The organism is Citrobacter sp. Cpo109 (assembly GCF_030332565.1).
In the GTDB taxonomy this organism is placed as follows: domain Bacteria; phylum Pseudomonadota; class Gammaproteobacteria; order Enterobacterales; family Enterobacteriaceae; genus Citrobacter; species Citrobacter portucalensis.
In genome coordinates this window covers 168,880-190,554 of record NZ_JAOWHQ010000055.1, presented here as the reverse complement: position 1 = coordinate 190,554, position 21,675 = coordinate 168,880, and the positions used below count along the sequence as shown (strand labels likewise).

At 52.8% G+C, this 21,675-nt stretch carries 20 protein-coding genes; 5 read left to right on the top strand and 15 right to left on the bottom strand.

What is annotated here, in order from left to right:
- On the bottom strand, positions 1 to 450 hold the full coding sequence (nrdR, locus tag OGY71_RS09100; protein WP_003021571.1) for a transcriptional regulator NrdR: 450 nt from the start codon (positions 448 to 450) through the stop codon (positions 1 to 3).
- Between the two features lie 153 nt (positions 451 to 603).
- On the opposite strand from nrdR, the gene OGY71_RS09095 reads away from it, so the two are divergent.
- Entirely contained in the window at positions 604 to 1,143 is a 540-nt protein-coding gene (locus OGY71_RS09095) for a SadB/YajI family lipoprotein (RefSeq protein WP_003830983.1), read from the top strand.
- A 298-nt stretch (positions 1,144 to 1,441) separates the two neighbouring features.
- Positions 1,442 to 2,305: a nucleoside-specific channel-forming protein Tsx gene (locus OGY71_RS09090; protein ID WP_003021561.1), complete on the top strand. Its 864-nt coding sequence runs from the start codon at positions 1,442 to 1,444 to the stop codon at positions 2,303 to 2,305.
- 45 nt (positions 2,306 to 2,350) lie between these two features.
- On the opposite strand, the gene OGY71_RS09085 is transcribed toward OGY71_RS09090, so the two are convergent.
- The 7 genes from OGY71_RS09085 to queA form a co-directional block, all read right to left on the bottom strand.
- Positions 2,351 to 3,043 (bottom strand): helix-turn-helix transcriptional regulator, encoded by a 693-nt coding sequence (locus OGY71_RS09085; protein WP_126955927.1) that lies wholly within the window; start codon positions 3,041 to 3,043, stop codon positions 2,351 to 2,353.
- Positions 3,044 to 3,066: 23 nt separating this feature from the next.
- Positions 3,067 to 3,432: a VOC family protein gene (locus tag OGY71_RS09080; protein WP_003021554.1), complete on the bottom strand. Its 366-nt coding sequence runs from the start codon at positions 3,430 to 3,432 to the stop codon at positions 3,067 to 3,069.
- Positions 3,433 to 3,602: 170 nt separating this feature from the next.
- A complete protein-coding gene (secF, locus tag OGY71_RS09075) occupies positions 3,603 to 4,574 on the bottom strand; it encodes a protein translocase subunit SecF (protein ID WP_003021550.1) in 972 nt (323 codons plus the stop codon).
- A gap of 10 nt (positions 4,575 to 4,584) precedes the next feature.
- Positions 4,585 to 6,432, bottom strand: a complete 1,848-nt coding sequence (gene secD / locus OGY71_RS09070; RefSeq protein ID WP_003021547.1) for a protein translocase subunit SecD — start codon at positions 6,430 to 6,432, stop codon at positions 4,585 to 4,587.
- Positions 6,433 to 6,459: 27 nt separating this feature from the next.
- Complete coding sequence (gene yajC, locus OGY71_RS09065; RefSeq protein ID WP_003021544.1) at positions 6,460 to 6,792, bottom strand: preprotein translocase subunit YajC; 333 nt, start codon at positions 6,790 to 6,792, stop codon at positions 6,460 to 6,462.
- Between the two features lie 22 nt (positions 6,793 to 6,814).
- The gene (gene tgt, locus OGY71_RS09060) at positions 6,815 to 7,942 is read right to left on the bottom strand and encodes a tRNA guanosine(34) transglycosylase Tgt (RefSeq protein ID WP_126955929.1); all 1,128 of its coding nucleotides are present in this window, start codon (positions 7,940 to 7,942) and stop codon (positions 6,815 to 6,817) included.
- A gap of 208 nt (positions 7,943 to 8,150) precedes the next feature.
- Positions 8,151 to 9,215: a tRNA preQ1(34) S-adenosylmethionine ribosyltransferase-isomerase QueA gene (queA, locus tag OGY71_RS09055; protein WP_032942525.1), complete on the bottom strand. Its 1,065-nt coding sequence runs from the start codon at positions 9,213 to 9,215 to the stop codon at positions 8,151 to 8,153.
- Positions 9,216 to 9,305: 90 nt separating this feature from the next.
- Between queA and acpH the strand changes: the two genes are divergently transcribed.
- Positions 9,306 to 9,887, top strand: a complete 582-nt coding sequence (gene acpH / locus OGY71_RS09050) for an ACP phosphodiesterase (RefSeq protein WP_003830978.1) — start codon at positions 9,306 to 9,308, stop codon at positions 9,885 to 9,887.
- A 168-nt stretch (positions 9,888 to 10,055) separates the two neighbouring features.
- Positions 10,056 to 10,658, top strand: coding sequence for a peroxiredoxin (locus tag OGY71_RS09045; RefSeq protein WP_003021524.1), 603 nt, complete (start codon positions 10,056 to 10,058; stop codon positions 10,656 to 10,658).
- A gap of 121 nt (positions 10,659 to 10,779) precedes the next feature.
- Here the strand turns inward: OGY71_RS09045 and OGY71_RS09040 are convergent, their stop codons facing one another.
- The 3 genes from OGY71_RS09040 to OGY71_RS09030 all read right to left on the bottom strand — a co-directional run bounded on the left by OGY71_RS09040 (position 10,780) and on the right by OGY71_RS09030 (position 14,030).
- Complete coding sequence (locus OGY71_RS09040; RefSeq protein WP_286613150.1) at positions 10,780 to 12,648, bottom strand: amidohydrolase; 1,869 nt, start codon at positions 12,646 to 12,648, stop codon at positions 10,780 to 10,782.
- Between the two features lie 21 nt (positions 12,649 to 12,669).
- Positions 12,670 to 13,215 (bottom strand): antibiotic biosynthesis monooxygenase, encoded by a 546-nt coding sequence (locus tag OGY71_RS09035; protein WP_003830975.1) that lies wholly within the window; start codon positions 13,213 to 13,215, stop codon positions 12,670 to 12,672.
- A 173-nt stretch (positions 13,216 to 13,388) separates the two neighbouring features.
- A complete protein-coding gene (locus OGY71_RS09030) occupies positions 13,389 to 14,030 on the bottom strand; it encodes a hydrolase (protein ID WP_003830974.1) in 642 nt (213 codons plus the stop codon).
- A 273-nt stretch (positions 14,031 to 14,303) separates the two neighbouring features.
- On the opposite strand from OGY71_RS09030, the gene OGY71_RS09025 reads away from it, so the two are divergent.
- Positions 14,304 to 15,206 (top strand): LysR family transcriptional regulator, encoded by a 903-nt coding sequence (locus OGY71_RS09025; protein ID WP_003830973.1) that lies wholly within the window; start codon positions 14,304 to 14,306, stop codon positions 15,204 to 15,206.
- On the opposite strand, the gene malZ is transcribed toward OGY71_RS09025, so the two are convergent.
- The 4 genes from malZ to phoR all read right to left on the bottom strand — a co-directional run bounded on the left by malZ (position 15,200) and on the right by phoR (position 21,631).
- Positions 15,200 to 17,017: a maltodextrin glucosidase gene (gene malZ, locus OGY71_RS09020; protein WP_286613148.1), complete on the bottom strand. Its 1,818-nt coding sequence runs from the start codon at positions 17,015 to 17,017 to the stop codon at positions 15,200 to 15,202. The genes OGY71_RS09025 and malZ overlap by 7 nt on opposite strands.
- 138 nt (positions 17,018 to 17,155) lie before the next feature.
- A complete protein-coding gene (gene proY, locus OGY71_RS09015; protein ID WP_003021504.1) occupies positions 17,156 to 18,529 on the bottom strand; it encodes a proline-specific permease ProY in 1,374 nt (457 codons plus the stop codon).
- An 81-nt stretch (positions 18,530 to 18,610) separates the two neighbouring features.
- The gene (gene brnQ / locus OGY71_RS09010) at positions 18,611 to 19,930 is read right to left on the bottom strand and encodes a branched-chain amino acid transporter carrier protein BrnQ (protein ID WP_003021501.1); all 1,320 of its coding nucleotides are present in this window, start codon (positions 19,928 to 19,930) and stop codon (positions 18,611 to 18,613) included.
- A gap of 405 nt (positions 19,931 to 20,335) precedes the next feature.
- Positions 20,336 to 21,631: a phosphate regulon sensor histidine kinase PhoR gene (gene phoR / locus OGY71_RS09005; protein WP_003830971.1), complete on the bottom strand. Its 1,296-nt coding sequence runs from the start codon at positions 21,629 to 21,631 to the stop codon at positions 20,336 to 20,338.
- Positions 21,632 to 21,675 lie beyond the last annotated feature (44 nt).

Sequence of the window (21,675 nt, the reverse complement as noted above, 5' to 3'; positions counted from 1 at the left end):
TTAGTCCTGTAGGCGAGCAATCTCTTCGCCAAATTCTTTGATATCTTCGAAACTCCGGTAGACAGAGGCAAAGCGGATGTAGGCGACTTTATCGAGCTTTTTCAACTGCTCCATCACCAGGTTGCCAATCATCTTACTCGGCACCTCACGCTCGCCCGTCGCACGCAGCTGTGATTTGATATGGTTTAACGCCATTTCGACGTCATCTGCGCTGACAGGCCGTTTCTCAAGCGCTCTGAGCATGCCGCTGCGCAGCTTTTCTTCATTAAAGGGTTCACGCACATCGTTGCTTTTCACAACGCGCGGCATGACAAGTTCAGCCACTTCAAAAGTGGTGAAACGTTCGTTACAAACCAGACACTGCCGACGGCGGCGTACCGAGGAGCCCTCGCCTACAAGACGAGAGTCAATTACCTTAGTGTCTACGGCGAAACAGAATGGGCAATGCATACGGCGTCCTGTACCTCAGTGGTTAACAGAATCTATTTTACCCTGAACTGCCGTGACAACAAAGGCGCTGCGCTTTTGAGACAAAGGATCGATGCCTTCGTGCTCAGTCCACACTACCATTATGCTATCGCGACAATGAAGGAAGTAATCACAATGACAAGACGTTACCTAAGAATTCTCCTGGTGGGAAGTCTCTTTAGTCTTAGTGCCTGCGCACAGCAAAGCGAAGTACGCCAGATGCATCAAAGCGTTAGCACGTTGAATAAAGAGATGACGCAGCTTAATCAGGAAACAGTAAAAATTACGCAACAAAATATGTTGAATGCAAAATCAACCAGCGGCGTCTATCTGCTACCGGGTTCCAAAACCCCGGCACGACTGGACAGCCAAATTGGCACCTTACGCATGTCGCTGGTGAACATTGCACCGAACGCCGATGGTACGCGCCTGACGCTACGGATTCAGGGTGAATCCAACACGCCTTTACCCGCTTTTAGCGCCACCGTTGAGTACGGGCAAATTCAGGGCACCACGGACAATTATCAGGAAGTGAACGTTCACAACCAGTTGGTCAACGCTCCGGCGAGTATTCTTGCTCCCAGCGACGTAGACATTCCGTTGCAGATAAATGGCCTCACTCCAGATCAGTTAGGATTTGTTCGCATCCACGACGTCCAGCCTGTTAGCCAATAAACTTTTTTGCGGAACGTTTTGTGCGTTCCGCAACATCATCCCAGTCCATTTTGTTACTCCTCTGACATCACCGATATTTCTGGTAAAACTTGGCAACATTCATGGGAGCCAGTACAATTCGCCGCCTAAAGTACGCAAACGTGAACGCAATCGATTACGTAAATGATAGAACTGTGAAACAAGACATATTTTTGTGAACAATGATTTTTATAATAGGCTCCGAAGAATTACGAAATATTTAGAAACGCAAATTGCGCATTTTTCACTCCCGAAAGGGATTTCAAACAGTGGCATACATATGAAAAAAACATTACTTGCAGCCGGTGCAGTGCTGGCGCTCTCCTCGTCTTTTACTGCCAACGCAGCAGAAAATGACAAACCGCAATATCTGTCCGACTGGTGGCACCAGAGCGTTAACGTGGTGGGTAGCTATCACACCCGTTTCTCCCCGAAACTGAACAACGACGTGTATCTGGAATACGAAGCGTTTGCTAAAAAAGACTGGTTTGACTTCTATGGCTACATCGATATTCCGAAAACCTTCGACTGGGGTAACGGCAACGATAAAGGTATCTGGTCTGACGGTTCCCCGCTGTTTATGGAAATCGAACCGCGTTTCTCCATCGACAAACTGACCGGCGCTGACCTGAGCTTTGGTCCGTTCAAAGAATGGTATTTCGCCAACAACTACATCTACGATATGGGTGATAACAAAGCCAGCCGCCAGAGCACCTGGTATATGGGTCTGGGTACCGATATCGATACCGGTCTTCCGATGGGTCTGTCTTTGAACGTGTATGCTAAATACCAGTGGCAGAACTATGGCGCATCCAACGAAAACGAGTGGGATGGCTACCGTTTCAAAGTGAAATACTTTGTGCCGATCACCCAGGTTTGGGGCGGCCAGTTGACCTACATCGGCTTCACCAACTTCGACTGGGGCTCAGATTTGGGTGATGATCCGAACCGCACCAGCAACTCTATCGCGTCCAGCCACGTCCTGGCGCTGAACTACGATCACTGGCATTACTCCGTCGTAGCGCGTTACTTCCATAACGGCGGCCAGTGGAAAGGTGGAGATACCCTGAACTGGGGCGAAGGCGATTTCAGCGCGAAATCTACCGGTTGGGGTGGTTACCTGGTCGTAGGTTACAACTTCTAATCCAGACAATGTTTCGCAGACAAGCCAGCTTAACCGCTGGCTTTTTTATGGCTGGTCTTCACAGCGTACTTTACGCAAAAAGTCACTTAGCGAGCGATCTGTCGATTCGCGAAAATGCCTGTCGAGTGGCGTAATCTTCAGACATCGATCAACGCGAAAGCAACGATAATCGTCACGCTTCTCGCACCAGCCAACCAGCAGCCAGTGCTCGCCCCAGAAAAATAATCCCAGCGGCTGAACGTCGCGCCAGGAGAGGTTCCCGGACTCATCGCGATAATGCAGCGCCAGCACCTGCTGTGCTGAAACCGCGCGATGTATGAGATCGAAGGCACTACGTGAATGCGGCTGATTACCAAAATCTGGCGCGAAAATCCGCGTTTGCTCGGCTCTGCGCCGACTCTCTGGCGGCAATATCGCCAACACTTTTTCCTGCGCGGATTCCAACGCCTGTGAGAGTGAATCCCCACCCCATGTTTTCAGTAACCGAATCGCTACCATCAATGCTTCTGATTCGTGATGCGTTAACATCAAGGGCGGTAGATCAAACCCGGCCATTAAGCGGTATCCGCTGCCCACTTCGCCTTCAATAGGCACGCCGGATAAAGAGAGATCGCGGATATCGCGATAAATCGTCCGTTCAGAAACCTCAAGACGCTCTGCCAGCAGCGCCGCCGTTGTCACTCGCCTGCCACGCAGGATTTGCACAATCTGAAACAAGCGGTCGGCGCGTCTGCTCATTTTAATCCTCAGTGCTGAAAATATTACGCGGGTTGATGTAAACCAACACGATTGCCTTCGCTGTCAGTAAATAGCGCAATCGTACCAATGTCCTGCCCCAGTTCGAGTGGGCCAAACACACACTGACCGCCAGCAGTGGCGACGCGTTCAAGCGTTGCAGCCAAATCGTCCGTATGCAGATAAATAATAGCGCCCTGCGCTGAAGGCGTAATACCATCAAATTTAGCCAGCGCCCCGCCGGGAGCGGGATCCTGATGCGGAAATACGGCGAGCTCAGCGCAGTCCATATTCTCCCTACGCAAAGAAACCTGCATCACTGGCTCATAAAAAGCGATGGCGCGATCCATTTGTGCCACGGGGATTTCAAACCAATTAATTACGTTGCTCATACTTCCTCCTGCCTGTGTGGGTAATCTCAGGAGGACTATAAGACAGGGCTACTGACAGCATACTGTCAGTAGTGTGGCGACAGGAAAAGATAATTACCTGTCGCTAATTCACAGGCAAAAAAAATCCCGACCTTGCGATCGGGATTCCAGTATCTTCACTCCTGGATGGGTTAAGGCAGAATCGACGGTTGATCCGCCCCTTCTTTCTCGACCTTCTGCTGCAGCATGTGCTCACGCTTCATACCCAGCTTCAGCGCCAGCGCCGAAGCCACGTAGATAGAAGACGCAGTACCGATGGAAACACCGATCAGCATCGTCAGTGAGAATCCTTCCAGTACCGGACCACCGAACAGGAACAGCATCAGAATAACCATCAACGTTGTACCGGACGTAATCAACGTACGGTGCAGCGTTTGAGTCAGTGACACGTTAAAGATTTCGTAAGGCGTACCGCGACGAATTTTGCGGAAGTTTTCACGAATACGGTCAGATACAACGATACTGTCGTTCAGCGAGTAACCGATTACCGACATCAGTGATGCGACGATAGTCAGGTCAATCTCGATATGGAACAACGACAGGATCCCAAGTGTGATAATCACGTCGTGCGCCAGCGCGATAACTACCCCTGCCGCCAGTCGCCACTCAAAACGGAAACCGACGTACACCAGGATGGAGATCAACGCCGCCATCAGCGCCATCGCACCGGTTTGCGCCAGGTCTGCACCCACGCTCGGACCCACGAATTCAATTCGCTTCACCGCGGCGTTTTGGTTGGTGGATTCGTTAATCACACTCAACACTTTACTACCCAGCACCTGACCGCCGTCTGCACCTTCAGTTGGCGGCATACGTACCATAATGTCGTGGCTGCTGCCGAAGTTCTGCAGAAGCGGATCAACGAAGCCCGCTTTCTCCAGCGCATCGCGCATCACGTCCATATCGGCCGGTTTTTCCAGCGTGATTTCAATAACCGTACCACCGGTGAAATCGAGACCCCAGTTAAACCCGCGTACGCCCATCACCACGATGGCCGCAATCAGCAGGAAACCTGAAATGCCGAAAGCCCAGTAGTCCCAGCGCATAAAGTCCCAGACTTTACGGCCGTGGTTCAATTGTTCAACAGTATATTCCTGTGCCACTTCGCACTCCTCAGATTGACAGCTTTTTGACGCGCTTGCCGCCATACAGCAGGTTTACGATGGCACGTGTACCGACAATCGCGGTAAACATCGACGTCGCCACACCAATACCGGTAGTAATCGCGAACCCTTTAATTGCCCCGGTGCCCACTGCGTACAGGATGATGACCTTGATCAGCGTCGTAATGTTCGCATCAAAGATGGAGCTAAATGCGCCCGCATAACCTTCATTGATGGCCTGCTGCACCGAACGCCCGTTACTCAACTCTTCTTTGATACGTTCGTTGATCAGTACGTTCGCATCGACCGCGACAGCAAGGGTTAAGACGATCCCCGCAATCCCCGGCATACTCAGCGTAGCACCCGGCAGCAACGACATAATACCGACAATCAGCACCAGGTTAGCAATCAGCGCACTGGTCGCAATCAGACCGAACTTCTTATAGAAGAAGATCATGAACAGGATAGACACCACCAGACCGGCCAGACATGCTTCCAGACCCTGTTTAATGTTCTGCATACCCAGGGTTGGGCCGATGGTACGTTCTTCAACAATCTGAATTGGCGCAATCAACGCACCGGCACGTAACAGCAGGGAAAGCTGGCGTGCTTCGTTCGGGTTGTTGATACCGGTGATACGGAAGCTGTTACCCAGACGAGACTGGATATTGGCGATGTTAATCACCTCTTCCTGTTTCACCAGTACTGCACGACCGTTAGCATCTTTCTTACCGCTGTCTTTGTACTCCACAAACAGGGTCGCCATCGGCTTACCGATGTTGTCCTTAGTGAAGTTGGACATGATGTTACCACCTGCGCTATCCAGCGAGATGTTAACCTGCGGCTGATTGTATTCGTCCTGGCTGGAAGTAGAGTCGGTGATATGGTCACCGGTCAGAATCACGCGTTTGTACAGCACAACCGGCTGGCCTTCACGAGACTGTTTCACTTCCGAATCACCCGGAACACGACCCGATGCCGCAGCGGACTGGTCAACGTTGGTGTTTACCAGACGGAACTCCAGCGTCGCGGTTGCGCCCAGAATTTCTTTCGCACGCGCGGTATCCTGAATACCCGGCAGTTCGACCACAATGCGGTCAGCCCCCTGGCGTTGTACCACCGGCTCAGCAACACCCAGTTGGTTAACACGATTACGCAGAATGTTGATGTTCTGCTGTACCGCGTATTCACGGGCTTCGCTCAGGCGCGCATCGGTCATTACCGCACGCAGAGCATTGCTGCCCTGGCTGGAAATAACCAGATCCTGGTGACGTTTGCTCAGGTAAGAGATAGCTTCATCACGAGCGCTGCTATCACGGAAAGTGATGCTCAGACCGTAGTTATCTTCTTTGCGAACAGTAGTATAAGGAATGCCTTTTTCACGCAGATCGCTGCGCAGGCTATCGATATTTTGTTCCTGCAACTTACTCAGCGCGGTGTCCATATCCACTTCCATCAGGAAGTGAACGCCGCCACGCAGGTCAAGACCGAGTTTCATCGGTTCGGCGTGAATGGCAGCCAGCCAGCGCGGGGTTGCCGGAGCTAGGTTAAGCGCCACGACGTACTGATCGCCCAGTACGCCCATTAACACTTCACGTGCGCGCAGTTGGGTATCAGTGGAGTCGAAGCGCGCGAGAATAGCACCCTCTTCCAGAGCCACAGACTTAGGTGTGATTTTATCTTCTTGTAACGTTTTCTGGACCTGGATCAGCGTTTGCTCACTGGCGGCGGCACCGCGCACGCCAGTGATTTGAACAGCCGGATCCTCACCATACAGGTTGGGAAGCGCATAGAGCAGACCGACGACAATAACGACGATCAGCATGACATACTTCCACAAAGGATAACGGTTTAACACGGCAGTTCCCTTTGGGAAAACAATAAATTACAGCGCCTTCATGGTGCCTTTCGGCAGAACGGCAGCTACGAAATCACGTTTGATAACCACTTCAGTGGTGTCGTTCAGCGCGATAGCGATGTAGCCAGATTCTGCTACTTTAGTCACGCGCCCCACCAGACCACCGTTAGTCAGTACTTCATCGCCTTTCGCAATGGAGTTCATCAGGTTCTTGTGTTCTTTGGTACGCTTTTGCTGTGGGCGCAGGATCATAAAATAGAAAATCAGACCAAACACCACCAGCATCAGAATCAGAGACATCGGGCTGCCCTGCGCCGGAGCACCTGTTGCCGCTACCGCATCAGAAATAAAAAAGCTCATTCAAATTCCCTCATTATTAAAATTAATCAACGTTCACAGGTGGAACTGGTCTACCCTGACGTTGGTAAAAATCGGTCACGAAGCTCTCTAATTTACCCTCTTCAATAGCCTTGCGTAAACCCGCCATCAAACGCTGGTAGTAGCGAAGGTTATGAATCGTGTTGAGTCGCGCGCCCAATATTTCGTTGCAACGGTCGAGATGATGCAAGTAAGCGCGCGAATAATTGCGACAGGTGTAACAATCACACTCAGCATCGAGCGGACTGGTGTCGCTTTTATGTTTCGCGTTACGAATTTTTACCACGCCGTCAGTCACAAACAAATGACCATTACGGGCATTTCGCGTTGGCATCACGCAGTCAAACATATCGATACCGCGACGCACGCCTTCAACCAGATCTTCTGGTTTGCCGACGCCCATCAGGTAACGCGGTTTATCTGCCGGAATCTGCGGGCAAACATGTTCCAGAATGCGGTGCATATCTTCCTTCGGCTCACCGACAGCCAAACCGCCGACAGCGTAGCCATCAAAGCCGATATCTACCAGACCTTTGACGGAGATATCACGTAAATCTTCGTAAACACTGCCCTGAATGATGCCAAAAAGCGCATTTTTGTTGCCGAGACTATCAAAACGGTCACGGCTACGCTTCGCCCAACGCAAAGACATCTCCATTGAGCGTTTAGCATAGTCCCAGTCGGCCGGATACGGTGTACATTCGTCGAAGATCATCACGATATCGGAACCGAGATCGTATTGAATCTCCATCGACTTCTCGGGATCGAGGAAAATCGGATCGCCGTTGATCGGGTTACGGAAATGCACGCCCTGCTCGGTTATCTTACGGATATCGCCCAGGCTGAACACCTGGAAGCCGCCGGAGTCGGTGAGGATCGGCCCTTTCCACTGCATGAAATCGTGCAGATCGCCGTGCAGTTTCATGATTTCCTGACCCGGGCGCAGCCACAGGTGGAAGGTGTTGCCGAGGATGATCTGTGCGCCGGTTGCTTCAACTTCTTCCGGCGTCATGCCTTTCACGGTGCCGTAAGTACCGACCGGCATAAAAGCAGGCGTTTCTACTACGCCACGTTCAAAAACCAGGCGGCCGCGGCGAGCGCGACCGTCTGTGGTATCCAGTTCAAATTTCATTTTTTCTCCTGCATCAGAGAGACAGTCTGATGATTAAACTTTCCCCACGGAATTACTCCACGGAGTAAAAATATATTAACCCACTGGCGAAGGCGCAATCGGCGCAGCCAGTTTGGGGGCGACCAGCGCACAGCCACCGGAGCGTACACGCAGTACGAGAGGATGGCGAGCACTGCCCGACATCAAAATGGCAAGTGAGATAGCCTTCTCACGGTCGCTCAGAAATAGCCTGCGGATTGTACGTGATAAACATGGCATCCCCGTAACTAAAAAAGCGATATTCCGCTTTTACCGCTTCATGATAGGCGTGCATGGTGTTTTTATAACCAGCAAATGCGGAAACCAGCATAATCAGCGTCGATTCCGGCAGGTGGAAGTTAGTGACCAGAGCATCAATCACCTGATATTTATAGCCTGGATAAATAAAGATTTGTGTATCGCCGAAGAACGGCTCGATGAGATCGTTTTTGGCCGCCTGCGCCGCACTTTCCAGCGAACGCACGGAGGTGGTACCTACCGCAATCACGCGATTACCGCGCGCTTTCGCCGCCAGCACCGCGTCCACCACATCCTGCGGCACTTCCGCATATTCGGAATGCATAATGTGGTCTTCGATGGTGTCTACGCGCACCGGCTGGAAAGTACCCGCGCCAACGTGCAGGGTGACGAACGCCATTTCAATGCCTTTATCGCGCAGTTTAGCCAGCAGCGGATCGTCAAAATGCAGACCCGCGGTCGGTGCAGCGACGGCACCCGGTTTTTCGCTGTATACGGTCTGGTACAGCTCGCGGTCGGCGTCTTCATCCGGACGGTCGATATATGGCGGCAACGGCATATGGCCGATGGCGTTGAGGATATCCAGCACGCTGCGTTCGTCGTTAAACTCAACTTCAAACAGCGCGTCATGGCGGGCGACCATTGTCGCTTTAATACTTTCGTCGTCGCCCAGCAGCAGCTCGGCACCCGGTTTCGGCGCTTTCGAGGCACGAATATGCGCCAGAATACGTTTGTCATCCAGCATACGCTCGACCAACACTTCAATCTTGCCGCCGCTGGCTTTACGACCAAACAGACGCGCAGGAATGACGCGGGTGTTGTTAAAGACCAGCAAATCTCCAGGGTTGAGCTTATCGAGCAAATCGGTGAAAGTACCGTGCGTCAGCGCGCCCGTCGGCCCGTCCAAAGACAGCAAGCGGCAGCTACTGCGCTCAGCTTGCGGATAGTGGGCAATCAGGGATTCGGGTAATTCAAAGGTGAAATCGGTAACGCGCATGACACTGACTCAGACTAAAATAAGAGGCGGGTAGTCTAGTGCCGGGGCGTTCTCCCTGCAACCTTTACCCCTCTGGATAAACGTTTAACTATGAATTTTCTTGCACATTTGCATCTCGCTCACCTTGCCGATAGCTCGCTTTCCGGCAATCTGCTGGCCGATTTTGTCCGGGGTAATCCGGAAACGCACTACTCGCCTGATGTGGTAGCAGGCATCTTTATGCATCGTCGTATCGATGTGATGACCGATAACTTACCGCAGGTGCGTGAAGCCAAAGAGTGGTTTCGTAGCGAAACGCGCCGCGTCGCGCCGATTACGCTGGACGTTATGTGGGATCATTTTCTGTCGCGCCATTGGTCGGAAATCTCACCTGACTTCCCGCTGACGGACTTTGTGCGCTATGCCCGTACCCAGGTAACCACTATTTTGCCGGAATCGCCGCCGCGCTTTATCAATCTGAACAACTATATATGGTCAGAGAAATGGCTTGAGCGCTACCGGGACATGGATTTTATCCAGAACGTCCTGAACGGCATGGCCAGCCGCCGCCCACGGCTCGATGCCCTACGCGACTCATGGTATGACCTCGATACGCATTACGATGCGTTAGAAGAACGATTCTGGCAGTTTTATCCGCAAATGATGGAACAGGCGCGGTGCAAAACCCTTTGATCGCAGCCCGTATTCCCCGCCGGATAAGCAGTAGCCACCGTCCGGCAAAAGATTGATAGACAAAACCTGTCTCATTGATTGCCAGCGCCTCTTTGTCTTATTCCCGAACACTCTCTATACTGGCCCGCGTTGCGTTCCAAAAACCCCTTAACTTTGCAGGAGAATTATATGGTACTGGTAACTCGTCAGGCTCCGGATTTCACAGCAGCTGCGGTACTGGGTAGCGGTGAGATCGTTGAAAACTTCAACTTCAAACAGCATACCAACGGTAAAACCACCGTTCTGTTCTTCTGGCCGATGGACTTCACCTTCGTTTGCCCGTCTGAACTGATCGCATTCGACAAACGTTACGAAGAATTCCAGAAGCGCGGCGTTGAAGTTGTTGGCGTTTCCTTCGACTCTGAATTTGTCCACAACGCATGGCGTAACACCCCTGTCGACAAAGGCGGCATCGGTGCAGTGAAATACGCAATGGTTGCTGACATCAAACGCGAAATCCAGAAAGCCTACGGCATTGAGCACCCGGAAGCGGGCGTTGCGCTGCGCGGTTCTTTCCTGATCGACGCTAACGGCGTTGTTCGCCACCAGGTGGTTAACGATCTGCCGCTGGGTCGTAACATCGACGAAATGCTGCGCATGGTTGACGCGCTGCAGTTCCACGAAGAGCACGGCGACGTTTGCCCGGCACAGTGGGAAAAAGGTAAAGAAGGTATGAACGCGTCTCCGGACGGCGTGGCAAAATACCTGACCGAGAACGTTTCCAGCCTGTAATTGGCATGAATCGACGAAAGGCCCGCAAATGCGGGCCTTTTTTATTGTTCGCAGATCAGATAAGCGATTGCGTCACTTTCCGTTAGTATCGCCAGTGACGATACGCTTATCCAAACCACAATTAAAACGCGAAGCAGGAGCAGCCAAGCGCGCCCCAGAAAGCCCGGTCATCTGACACCGGAATCCCCGATTTCCGCGCAATATCATGCTGGTGACCGTGTACACCGCAGCTACCGCAGCACTGGTGCATCTGCACCATTGCGCCAATTTTCGCCGCAGCAGGTGGCGCTGAGCGATAGTGCCCCGGCACCTTCACTACCGGCGACCAGTCCGGCACAACCGGAATAGCAGGTGGTGCCAGCGGGGTGAAATGCCCGGCGGCGTAAACCACTTTGCCATCAACAATGGTCATTACCGACTCAATACCTTTAATCTCTTCTTCCGGCACGCTGAAGTAATCTTTGGACAGCACCACCAGGTCGGCCAGTTGATCTTTCTCGATGCGCCCTTTCTTACCCTGTTCGCTGGAGAACCAGGCGCTACCGGCCGTCCACAGTTCCAGTGCCACATCGCGTGGCAGGCGATTGTTATCATCGTACATCGCCATACCACCAACGGTACGGCCCGAAACCAGCCAGTAGAGCGCGGTCCACGGGTTGTAGCTGGCCACGCGTGTGGCGTCAGTCCCCAGTCCGACCGGAACGTCAGCCGCCAGCATTTTCGCCACCGGCGGTGTATGTTTGACCGCATCTTTACCGTAGCGATCGACAAAATATTCGCCCTGGAACGCCATGCGGTGCTGAACCGCTATCCCGCCCCCCAGCGCTTTTACACGCTCGATATTCCGTTCGGTAATCGTTTCGGCGTGATCGAAGAACCAGTGCAGACCATTGAACGGGATATCACGATTTACCTTCTCAAACACGTCCAGCATTCGGCTGATGGATTCATCGTAGGTAGCATGCAAGCGGAACGGCCAGCGGTGCTCAACCAGGTGTCGCACCACGCGCTCCAGCTCATCTTCCATACCTTCCGGCAGATCCGGGCGTGGCTGGAGGAAGTCTTCAAAATCCGCGGCCGAGAAAACCAGCATTTCCCCTGCCCCATTGGCACGATAGAAGTCGGTTCCCTGCCCTGGCTTGAGCATATCGGTCCAGCGTTCAAAGTCTTCCAGTTCCTGCTTCGGACGCTGGGTAAACAGGTTGTAGGCAATAGGCACCGTCATCTGTTTGTTGGCGTGTAACTGCTCAATGATCTCGTAATCTTCCGGGTAGTTCTGGAACCCGCCGCCCGCATCGATGGCGCTGGTCAGTCCCAGACGGTTCAGCTCGCGCATAAACTGACGGGTCGAGTTAACCTGCATTTCCAGCGGCAGTTTTGGTCCCTTTGCCAGCGTCGAGTAAAGGATCATCGCGTTCGGTTTAGCGATCAGCATTCCGGTCGGGTTGCCGTTGCTATCACGCACAATCTCACCGCCCGCCGGTTCCGGCGTCGCTTTGGTATAGCCAACCGCTTTCAGCGCGGCGCGGTTGAGCAAAGCCCGGTCGTAGAGATGCAGAACAAAAACCGGAGTATCAGGAGCGGCTTCATTCAGTTCTTCGAGGGTTGGCATGCGACGTTCGGCAAACTGGAATTCACTCCAGCCGCCCACCACGCGTACCCATTGTGGCGACGGCGTTCTGTCAGCCTGGTCTTTGAGCATGCGTAGCGCGTCCGCCAGTGACGGCACGCCCTCCCAACGCAATTCCAGGTTGTAATTCAGTCCACCACGAATAAGGTGCAGGTGCGAATCGTTCAGGCCAGGGATCACCGTATGCCCTTGCAGATCGACAACCTGCGTCCCTTCAGCGGCAAAGCTCATTACCCGTTCGTGGCTACCGGTCGCCAGAATCTTTCCGTTGGCGATCGCCACCGCCTCGACCTGAGGACTTTGTCTGTCGAGAGTATGAATTTTTCCGTGAGTCAGAATCAGTGTGGCAGTTTGAGACATAACAATCTCCTGAGATACCGGTCAGGCTTTTTTCAGCCATCCGGCAAACAGACGGGTTACGATGGGCATCCAGAACCAGACCACCAGCGCAACCACAAAGGCATCATTGATGAGATGCAGGAGTAACGAGCCCTTCATTGCAGGCAGCACAATGCCGGTCAACCACGGCACCAGATTGGTGCTTGGAAATATCACCAGCAGGGTTATCAGAAACTGTTTCCAGCGTTTGGGCTGTCGTACATGGGGCGCGGGTGGCGTAAACCAGAATGCTGCTTCGGTGCGAATTTCGGTTTTGTCACCTTCAGCCAGCAGTGGAGCAATCTCTTCGACCAACACGCGGCGCGTATCGGACTGGGTCCAGCTATACAGATGCTCAAGCGTGTCGAAGCGGATAATGATGTTCCATAGGTTGTTGCCATCTGCCGGGCGAATCACGTTCGCCCCGAGATGACCGGGAAATTCAGCCGCTACAGGCATGATTTTCCCCAGCCACTGCTCATACCGCTGCGCCTGCTCAGGTAGCAGAGTGTGAGTAATTACCAACGTCACATGTTTGTTCTGCGCCATGAAGGGTTCCTTGTTGACAGGAAACAGGCCGCTTAGGCCTGGAAAGTAATACACAAAATCATTCATGGTGCATCGAGGCGGCAAGGTTGTGGATCCCCGGGAGCTTACATAAGTAAGTGACCGGGGGACGCAAGCGAAGCCAACAAAGATGCAACATGAAGGATGACGTGTATTTAAGCTTTACGTTCCGGCGCGCCATGCACCATGGTATAGGCATAATCCACGCCCATACCGTAGGCACCGCTGTGCTCGCGTACCAGATCCATTACGGCGTCGTAGGTTTCTTTGCGGGACCAGTCGCGCTGGTACTCGAGAAGAACCTGTTGCCAGGTTACGGGTACGGCACCAGCCTGTACCATGCGGTCGATAGAACGCTCATGAGCATCTACGGACGTGCCGCCGGAGGTATCCGTTACCACATAAACTTCATAGCCTGCCTCCAGTGCCATCAGCGCTGGAAAAGTCAGGCATACTTCGGTCCACAGCGCGGAGATAATCAGTTTTTTACGCCCGGTCGCTTCCACCGCTTTCACAAACGCCGTATCTTCCCAGGAGTTCATTGAGGTGCGTTCAATGGGTTTGACATCAGGATGAACCGCTAACAATTCCGGCCAGATATATCCGCTAAAACTTTTAGTTTCTACAGAAGTATAAATCACCGGAACATTGAATATTTTCCCGGTTTTCGCTAATGCCACGGTATTATTTTTTAAAGTCTGGCGATCAATATTCGCCACACCGAATGACATTTGCGGCTGATGATCAATAAAAATAAGCGTAGAGTTTTGAGGGTCAATCAGTTCCCGAATAGACATAGCACACCTTCTTAATCAATAAGTTAAAAGGCAACGGTCTGTATCTGCCGTCAGCAGCAGGATCCTGAATCAGAAAGCTTGTTGAGTATAGCGGGAAATTTCTAACGAGTTATTAAAGAAAACTTACCATCCTGTGAAACTATTAATTTTGTGTTGCGATATATCCTAAACAACATCAAAAAAATGCGCATGACTCATCTAATTTATTCACTGGCATTGTTTTTCTTCATTCGGTACAACAGAAGGGTTTAATTTTCAGGATATTTTCTGCTTATGCGCATTAATCTGGATGTTTTGCTTATTCTCGACGCTCTCGACAAACAGGGTTCATTTGCCGCAGCGGCCGAGTCGCTGTTTAAAACCCCTGCCGCACTCAGCTATATGATTCAGAAGCTGGAAAGCGATTTGAATATCGAGCTGCTTGACCGTTCCGGGCACCGGGCAAAATTTACCGATACCGGACAGATGATGCTGGAAAAAGGGCGTTTGCTGCTGAATGCGGCAAAAGATCTCGAAAAACAGGCGGTACAGCTGAGTTCAGGCTGGGAAAAAGAGCTGGCAATTGCGCTGGACGACTCCTTCCCTTTCGCTGCGCTGTTGCCCATTATCGATGAATTTCATGCGCTGAATAAGCAAACTCGCCTCAGTTTTACCCACCATACGCTGGCGGGCTCCTGGGAGGAACTGACCCATAATGGAGCCGATATTATTCTGGGGGCAATCAATGAACCGCCAACGTCTGCAGCCTGGTCCTATAAAATGCTCGGCACGTTGGACAATGTGTTTGTCGTTGCGCCTGAGCATCCGCTGGCCGCAGCAGCAGACGGCCTGACCAACGAACAGTTATGCCTGCATCGCGCGATTGTTATCAGCGACAGCGCCCGCTTCTGCCATCCGTTACAAACCAATCTGATGGAGGAACAGGCGCAAATCCGCGTCGATGACTTCCACAGTAAGGTGATGCTACTGCGGGCCGGTATGGGCTGCGGATTTCTCCCCCGCCATATTGCCAGCCCGTGGCTTACCACGGGCGAGCTGGTGGAAAAAACGGTTATCTCATTTCGCCAAAAAGACGTGGCTTATATGGCATGGCGCAATAACCGCGATGGGCTGGCACAGCGCTGGTGGCGGGAAACGCTGCTGGCAAGCCCGGAGATTGCGCGCTTATATCAATGACCTATCCATACCGAGGCGGAAATCGCCGGCAGCGTCAGGATATCGTCGGTAAGCATACCGTTGCCCTCTTTGTGCTGCCATTGACTCACGCTCAGTAATGGCGAGGCTGGCAGGACCACTTCACAAGCGTGGCCACGGTTAATCGCCACCAGTACGCGCTGTCGGTTTAGCACGCGAACAAACACCACCACGTTATCCTCAGCGTAAATCACCTGGCAACCACCGTGGCGAAGCGCCTGATTCTGGTGGCGTAATTTTGCCAGCCGCTGATACAACGCCAGCAGAGTAGCGTCCTGTTTTTCAGGCTGCCACGGGAACGGTTTGCGACAAAACGGATCGTTGTTCCCGTCCAGCCCCACTTCGTCACCGTAGTAAATACAGGGCACGCCAGGCCAGGTAAACAGCCATACCACCGCTAGCGGTAACCGTGCGACGTCTTTACCGAGCAGAGATTTAAAGCGGGCGGTATCGTGGCTGTCGAGCTGATTAAACATCCGCAGCTGTTGCTGATGCGACAACCCCGCGCGGTAGTTATCCATCCACGCCATACAGATCTGGGCATCAATGGATTGCGGGTCGTATGAGATATCGGTATTGGCGAGGAATCCCCAGAGGGGGAAAGTAAAGCCGCGATAGTTCATGGCGGCATCTTCTGCATCAGCCTGCAACCACTGGCGCGCATCGCCAAAATGCTCACCCACCACATACGCCTCTGGCTGGGTTTCTTTTGCCGCCTGCGTAATTCCGGCCACATGTTGTAGGTTGTTACGTGCGCCTCCGGCCTCTCCCAGCATGTGCACCACATCAAGACGCCAGCCGTCCATACTCCACGGCGCTTTCAGCCAGTGGCGGACGATACTGTCTTCACCGCGATAAATTTCATTCACCAGGCTTTCCGAAGAAAAGTCCAGCTTGGGCAGGCTGGAATATCCCAGCCAGTCGAGCGCAACGCCGTCGGCTGAGAAATGATACCAGTCGCGCCAGGGGGATTCTGGATTATGGCACGCCCCGTCCGTCCCCCGATTATGTCGGTCAAACCAGGCGTGCGAATCGCCGCTATGGTTAAAGACGCCGTCGAGAATCAGACGCATGCCCTGCTGTTGGGTGTTGTGCCGCAGACGCAGTAGCGCCCTGTCGCCGCCAAATTGCGGATCAACATGACGGTAATCTTCGGTATCGTATTTATGCACGCTCGGGGCGGTAAATACAGGATTCAGGTACAGCGCCGTGACCCCTAACGTTTTCAGGTACGGTAGCTTTTCGCTGATGCCGTCCAAATCACCGCCATAGAACGTGGAGCCACCGGCCTGAGCCGTAAGCGGTTCATCCCATTCGCGCCGTAAGATGTCGTGTCCGGCGGCGTGGTGGTAATAGACGTTATCCTGGCCCGCTTCACGCGACTGGCTGCGGGCAAAACGGTCCGGGAAAATTTGATAGAAAATCTGATCGGCAACCCACTGCGGACCGTTATCCGGCACATCAACCGCAAACTGCTCCAAACGCGCAGGCGGAAAACGGCCGAATCCCTGCGGGGTGAACCACAGCTGACGATCGGGCCAAAGTAATTTAAAGCTATAGCGTCGACGAGGTTGCCCGCTGGAGAGATCGATCGCCGCTCGCCACGCGGTCACGCCCGGCTGCGGCTGGCTGCGCTGCTTGTGCATAGCCAGCGAAATCTCTTCGTTATCGTTTTCTGCGCGTAGCGTCACCCGCTGGGGTGGATTTTCCCCCGCCAACCATAATGTAATCGTCAGTTGATCTTTGTTTTGCTTAACAAATGGGGCAACCGGAAGGTGCCAGGCGTTCAACATCACGTATCCCCTTTGATGATAATGACGTCACCTTGCCATAGCGAAGTGCAGGATCACTCATCATCTTAACGTTTATTGGGGGAGGAGTTCGGGGGAGGAGAAAATTGCCGGGTAACGCAAAGCTACCCGGCAAAAATATTACTGTGCTTCAGCCAGTTGGCGCTCGCGACGGCGCTTGAATCCCCAGCCGACCAGCAGCAGAACAATCCACGCAAAGCCGACGTACAGCGAAATGCGGGTATCCGGATGATAGCCGATGAGCGCGATGATAAAGACCAGGAAAATTAGGCCAACAACAGTCGTCGTTACCCCACCCGGTACTTTAAATTTCAGCGCTTTGACCTCTTCCGGCGGCAGACGACGACGGAAAGCAATCTGCGACAACAGGATCATAATCCACACCCATACCGTGGCGAAAGTCGCCAAAGAGGCGATCACCAGGAAGACGTTTTCCGGCATAATGTAGTTAAGATACACCGCAAACAGCAGCGCGATAGTCATCACCATTACCGTCACCCACGGCACGCCACGACGCGACGTCTTGGCGAACATTTTCGGGGCACTGCCCTGCTCCGCCATGCCGTGCAGCATACGCCCCACACCGAAGACGTCAGAGTTAATAGCCGACAGCGACGCAGTCAGAACCACAAAGTTGAGGATCCCGGCAGCAAAGGTAATACCCATATGCTGGAACGTCATAACGAACGGGCTACCGTCGGTACCCACCTGGTTCCACGGGTAGATAGACATAATGACGAACAGCGTCCCCACATAAAACACCAGGATACGCATTGGTACGGAATTGATGGCGCGCGGAATAGATTTTTCCGGATCTTTGGCTTCGCCTGCGGTAATCCCGATAATCTCAATCCCGCCATAGGCAAACATCACCATTTGCAGCGACATCACCATGCCGAGCCAGCCGTTGCTGAAGAAGCCACCGTTGCTCCATAAGTTATGGATACCGGTTGGTTGTCCGCCGTTGCCAATCCCCCAAATGATGATACCGAAACCGGCAACAATCATGATGATAATGGTGGCGACTTTGAAGAACGAGAACCAGAACTCCAGCTCACCAAACACCTTCACGCTCATCAGGTTGATGGCGCAGATAATCAGCACCACGCTGAGTACCCAAATCCAGTGCGGTACCGCCGGGAACCAGACGCCCATGTATATGCCGAAGGCTGTCACGTCGGCAATGGCGACAATCAGGATTTCAAAACAGTAGGTCCAGCCGGTAATGTAGCCTGCCAGCGGTCCGAGGTTTTCCTGCGCATAGCGCGAGAAGGAGCTGGCTGCCGGGTTATGAACAGACATTTCGCCCAGCGCACGCATAATAATGTACGCTGCGACACCGCCGATAATATAGGCCAGCAACACGCTTGGCCCCGCCATTTTGATGGCGTCGGCCGAGCCGTAAAACAGCCCGGTACCAATTGCTGAACCTAATGCCATAAAGCGGATGTGCCGGGTGCTCAGCCCACGCTTTAGCTTGTTATTACTTTCCATCGATTCCTAACCTGTTAACACAATAAAAAAACCACGGGGCCATGTTAATAGCCCCGTGGTTAAAACTTATTGTCAGTGATATTAGTGTGCGCTGGAGGTCACTTGTCGACCCGCGGCGCGATCCCAGATAACTGCCAGGACCACCATCACGACTGTTGGCATCAACCACGCCAGCCCCTGCTCCGCCAGCGGTAAACGCTGGGTCCAGGCCGGTAACACGTCGCCAATTGCAGAAGCTTTAATGCCATCAAGGATACCAAAAATCAGGCTGATAAACATCGCAGGTGCAATGACGCGGGAAGAATTATGCCACCATGAGCGGGTAAAGCTTAATACAACCAGTGCGATACATGGCGGATAGATAGCCGTCAGCACCGGAATAGAGATCTGAATCAGATGGCTCAGACCCAGGTTAGAAACCACCATCGAGAAGCCGCCGAGGATAAATACCAGCGTACGATAAGACAGTGGAACGTACTGGGCAAAGAACTCTGCGCAGGCGCAGGTCAGGCCAACCGCGGTGACCAGACAGGCGATGAAAATCAGCGCCGCCAGCAGGAAGCTTCCTGCACCGCCAAAGGTGTGCTGAACATACGCATGCAGAATCGCCGCGCCGTTAGCAGACTGATCGACCAGAATCGCGCTATCTGAACCCAGACGGAACAGCGCGAGATACAGCAGCGTTAAGCCCACACCCGCCATTAAACCCGCCCAAACGGTGTAACGGGTCAGCAGACGCGCTTCAGTAACACCACGCGAGCGAGCGGCGTTAACGATAACAATACCAAACACCATCGCGCCCAGCGTATCCATGGTCAGATACCCGTTCACGAAGCCATTAGAAAACGCCGCAGTTTGATAGGCTTCCATCGCATTACTGATCGGGCCTGCAGGCCAGACGATTGCAGCGACAGACAGGACCACCAGCGCCAGGATTTTCAGCGGTGCCAGGAAATTACCCACCGTATCCAGCAGTTTGCCTGGATAAAGCGAAACCAGAATGACAATCGCGAAATAGATAACACTATAGATAAACAGCGGCAGCGCAGAGTCACCAGTCAGCGGTGCAATCCCGACTTCGAAAGAGACCGTCGCGGTACGCGGGGTAGCAAATAACGGCCCAACGGCCAGATAGCAAACGGTCGCCAGCAGCAGACCGGCAACTTTACCGATAGGCGTGCTCAGTCGGTCCACACCACCGCCGACTTTCGCCAGCGCGACAACGGTAAGTACCGGCAGGCCAACGGCGGTAATCAAAAAGCCAAAAGCCGCAGTCCAGACGTGTTCACCTGCCTGCAAACCAACCATTGGGGGGAAGATGATGTTACCTGCACCAACGAACAGTGCAAATGTCATAAATCCCAAAGCGATAATATCGCGCGATTTTAACTGATGGGTCATAAAGTCTTACTGCCTGTGGATGTGGTGTTGAAAATAGTAAATTTTTGCCTTTCCCTGGGGGACAATACAGCGGCATTTTTGCTCAATTCCAGCGGGAAACACTCCCGACCTGGCGCGGCGAAGAATAGTTTTTCGATTTACCGCGTAAATGCAGTCGGTATGACAGCACCTGGAGCGCAATTTAAACGCTTATAACGTTTTAAAGCAAGGTGGGATCCAAAAACCAGAACAATATAGCGATATGAAAAATAGGGTTAGCACAAAAAACCATTTCATGGAAAAAGGTATGGGTAATAATTCGAACAAAAAACAATCAAACGTCGTAAAATTCAGGAGGCATCTATTGACCACATAAAAAAAACCAGCTTGCGCTGGCTTTTGGAAAGATTATCTTACGAATACGTCTTAGCCGTTACTTTTGGCAATGAAACGTTCCGGGATCATGAAACTAAATCGCGTCCCTTTGCCTGGTTCGCTTTCGATGTTCAAACGGCTGTCGTGATGATGCAGCGCATGTTTCACGATAGCCAGACCCAGCCCGCTACCGCCCGTTTGTCGCGATCTCGCCTTATCCACACGATAAAAACGCTCGGTCAAACGTGGTATATGCTCGGGGGCAATGCCCGGACCGTTGTCTTCCACGCAAAACTCCGCCCCCGACGCCACATGCTGCCAGCGTACGGTAATGTGCGTTCCCGCTGGTGTGTGGTTAACCGCGTTGTACACGAGATTCGAGATAGCGCTACGCAACTGCTCCTCGTTGCCTCGCACGTTCAGGCTGTTATCGACATCAAAGGTAAACGTATGTTTATGCTGGCTCAGGGTTTGCGCTTCGTGCTCGATCACGCGCAGCATCATGGGCACATCGACTTTCTCATTCAGCTGCAACGTCGGCGCAGCTTCAATTTTTGACAGCGTCAGCAGCTGTTTCACCAGACCTTCCATACGGTACGTTTGTTCACGCATGGTATGCAGCGCTTTTTCGCGCGTTGTCCCTTCCAGCGGATGCTCCTGCATCATTTCCAGGTAGCCTTGCAGCACCGTCAGCGGTGTGCGCAGCTCATGGCTGGCGTTGGCGAAAAAGTTACGCCGTGAACCTTCCAGTTGGTGCATCTGGGTAACGTCGCGCGCCACCATCAACAATTGCTTATCGGTATAGGGCATCACGCGAATTTCCAGATGCCGTCCGGTATTGAGCACCAGATTGATTGGCCGGCTAAAATCGCGCGTTTTCAGATATTGTGTGAATTCCGGGTAGCGCAGCAGGTTAAGAATATTTTGCCCGCTATCGTCCGGCCAACGCAGTCCCAGAACCTGCTGAGCCAGTCCGTTACACCAGAAGATACCGCCTTCTTCGGTGGTCAACACCACCGCGTCGGGTAGGGATTCCGCCCCGCTGCGAAAACGTTTAATCAGGTTACCCAGTTCTCGACGGCGCTTTTTGTTGCGAAGCTGCATTTGATGCAGCCCATATAACAACGGCTCCCAACTGCCTCGCCCCGGTGGCGGCGTCATACTTCTGTCGACCCATAACCACCAGGATAAACGTAATAAATTCCAGAAATGCCAGATAAGCAGGCCCGTTACCGACGCCAGTAAAAACCAGGGCAGGTAACCGAAAAAAGCGCTAAGGATAAATGCCGGTATGCAGCACAGGATCAGCTCCAGTACCAACCTTTTCCATGACAATCGTTCTAGCAAACGTCTTACTCCATAAACGGCCTAATCCATCAGGCCCTGATTCT

Coding starts and splice junctions, on each gene's coding strand:
- nrdR (WP_003021571.1), bottom strand. CDS start 450: ATGCATTGCCCATTCTGTTTCGCCGTAGACACTAAGGTAATTGACTCT.
- OGY71_RS09095 (WP_003830983.1), top strand. CDS start 604: ATGACAAGACGTTACCTAAGAATTCTCCTGGTGGGAAGTCTCTTTAGT.
- OGY71_RS09090 (WP_003021561.1), top strand. CDS start 1,442: ATGAAAAAAACATTACTTGCAGCCGGTGCAGTGCTGGCGCTCTCCTCG.
- OGY71_RS09085 (WP_126955927.1), bottom strand. CDS start 3,043: ATGAGCAGACGCGCCGACCGCTTGTTTCAGATTGTGCAAATCCTGCGT.
- OGY71_RS09080 (WP_003021554.1), bottom strand. CDS start 3,432: ATGAGCAACGTAATTAATTGGTTTGAAATCCCCGTGGCACAAATGGAT.
- yajC (WP_003021544.1), bottom strand. CDS start 6,792: ATGAGCTTTTTTATTTCTGATGCGGTAGCGGCAACAGGTGCTCCGGCG.
- tgt (WP_126955929.1), bottom strand. CDS start 7,942: ATGAAATTTGAACTGGATACCACAGACGGTCGCGCTCGCCGCGGCCGC.
- queA (WP_032942525.1), bottom strand. CDS start 9,215: ATGCGCGTTACCGATTTCACCTTTGAATTACCCGAATCCCTGATTGCC.
- acpH (WP_003830978.1), top strand. CDS start 9,306: ATGAATTTTCTTGCACATTTGCATCTCGCTCACCTTGCCGATAGCTCG.
- OGY71_RS09045 (WP_003021524.1), top strand. CDS start 10,056: ATGGTACTGGTAACTCGTCAGGCTCCGGATTTCACAGCAGCTGCGGTA.
- OGY71_RS09040 (WP_286613150.1), bottom strand. CDS start 12,648: ATGTCTCAAACTGCCACACTGATTCTGACTCACGGAAAAATTCATACT.
- OGY71_RS09035 (WP_003830975.1), bottom strand. CDS start 13,215: ATGGCGCAGAACAAACATGTGACGTTGGTAATTACTCACACTCTGCTA.
- OGY71_RS09030 (WP_003830974.1), bottom strand. CDS start 14,030: ATGTCTATTCGGGAACTGATTGACCCTCAAAACTCTACGCTTATTTTT.
- OGY71_RS09025 (WP_003830973.1), top strand. CDS start 14,304: ATGCGCATTAATCTGGATGTTTTGCTTATTCTCGACGCTCTCGACAAA.
- malZ (WP_286613148.1), bottom strand. CDS start 17,017: ATGTTGAACGCCTGGCACCTTCCGGTTGCCCCATTTGTTAAGCAAAAC.
- proY (WP_003021504.1), bottom strand. CDS start 18,529: ATGGAAAGTAATAACAAGCTAAAGCGTGGGCTGAGCACCCGGCACATC.
- brnQ (WP_003021501.1), bottom strand. CDS start 19,930: ATGACCCATCAGTTAAAATCGCGCGATATTATCGCTTTGGGATTTATG.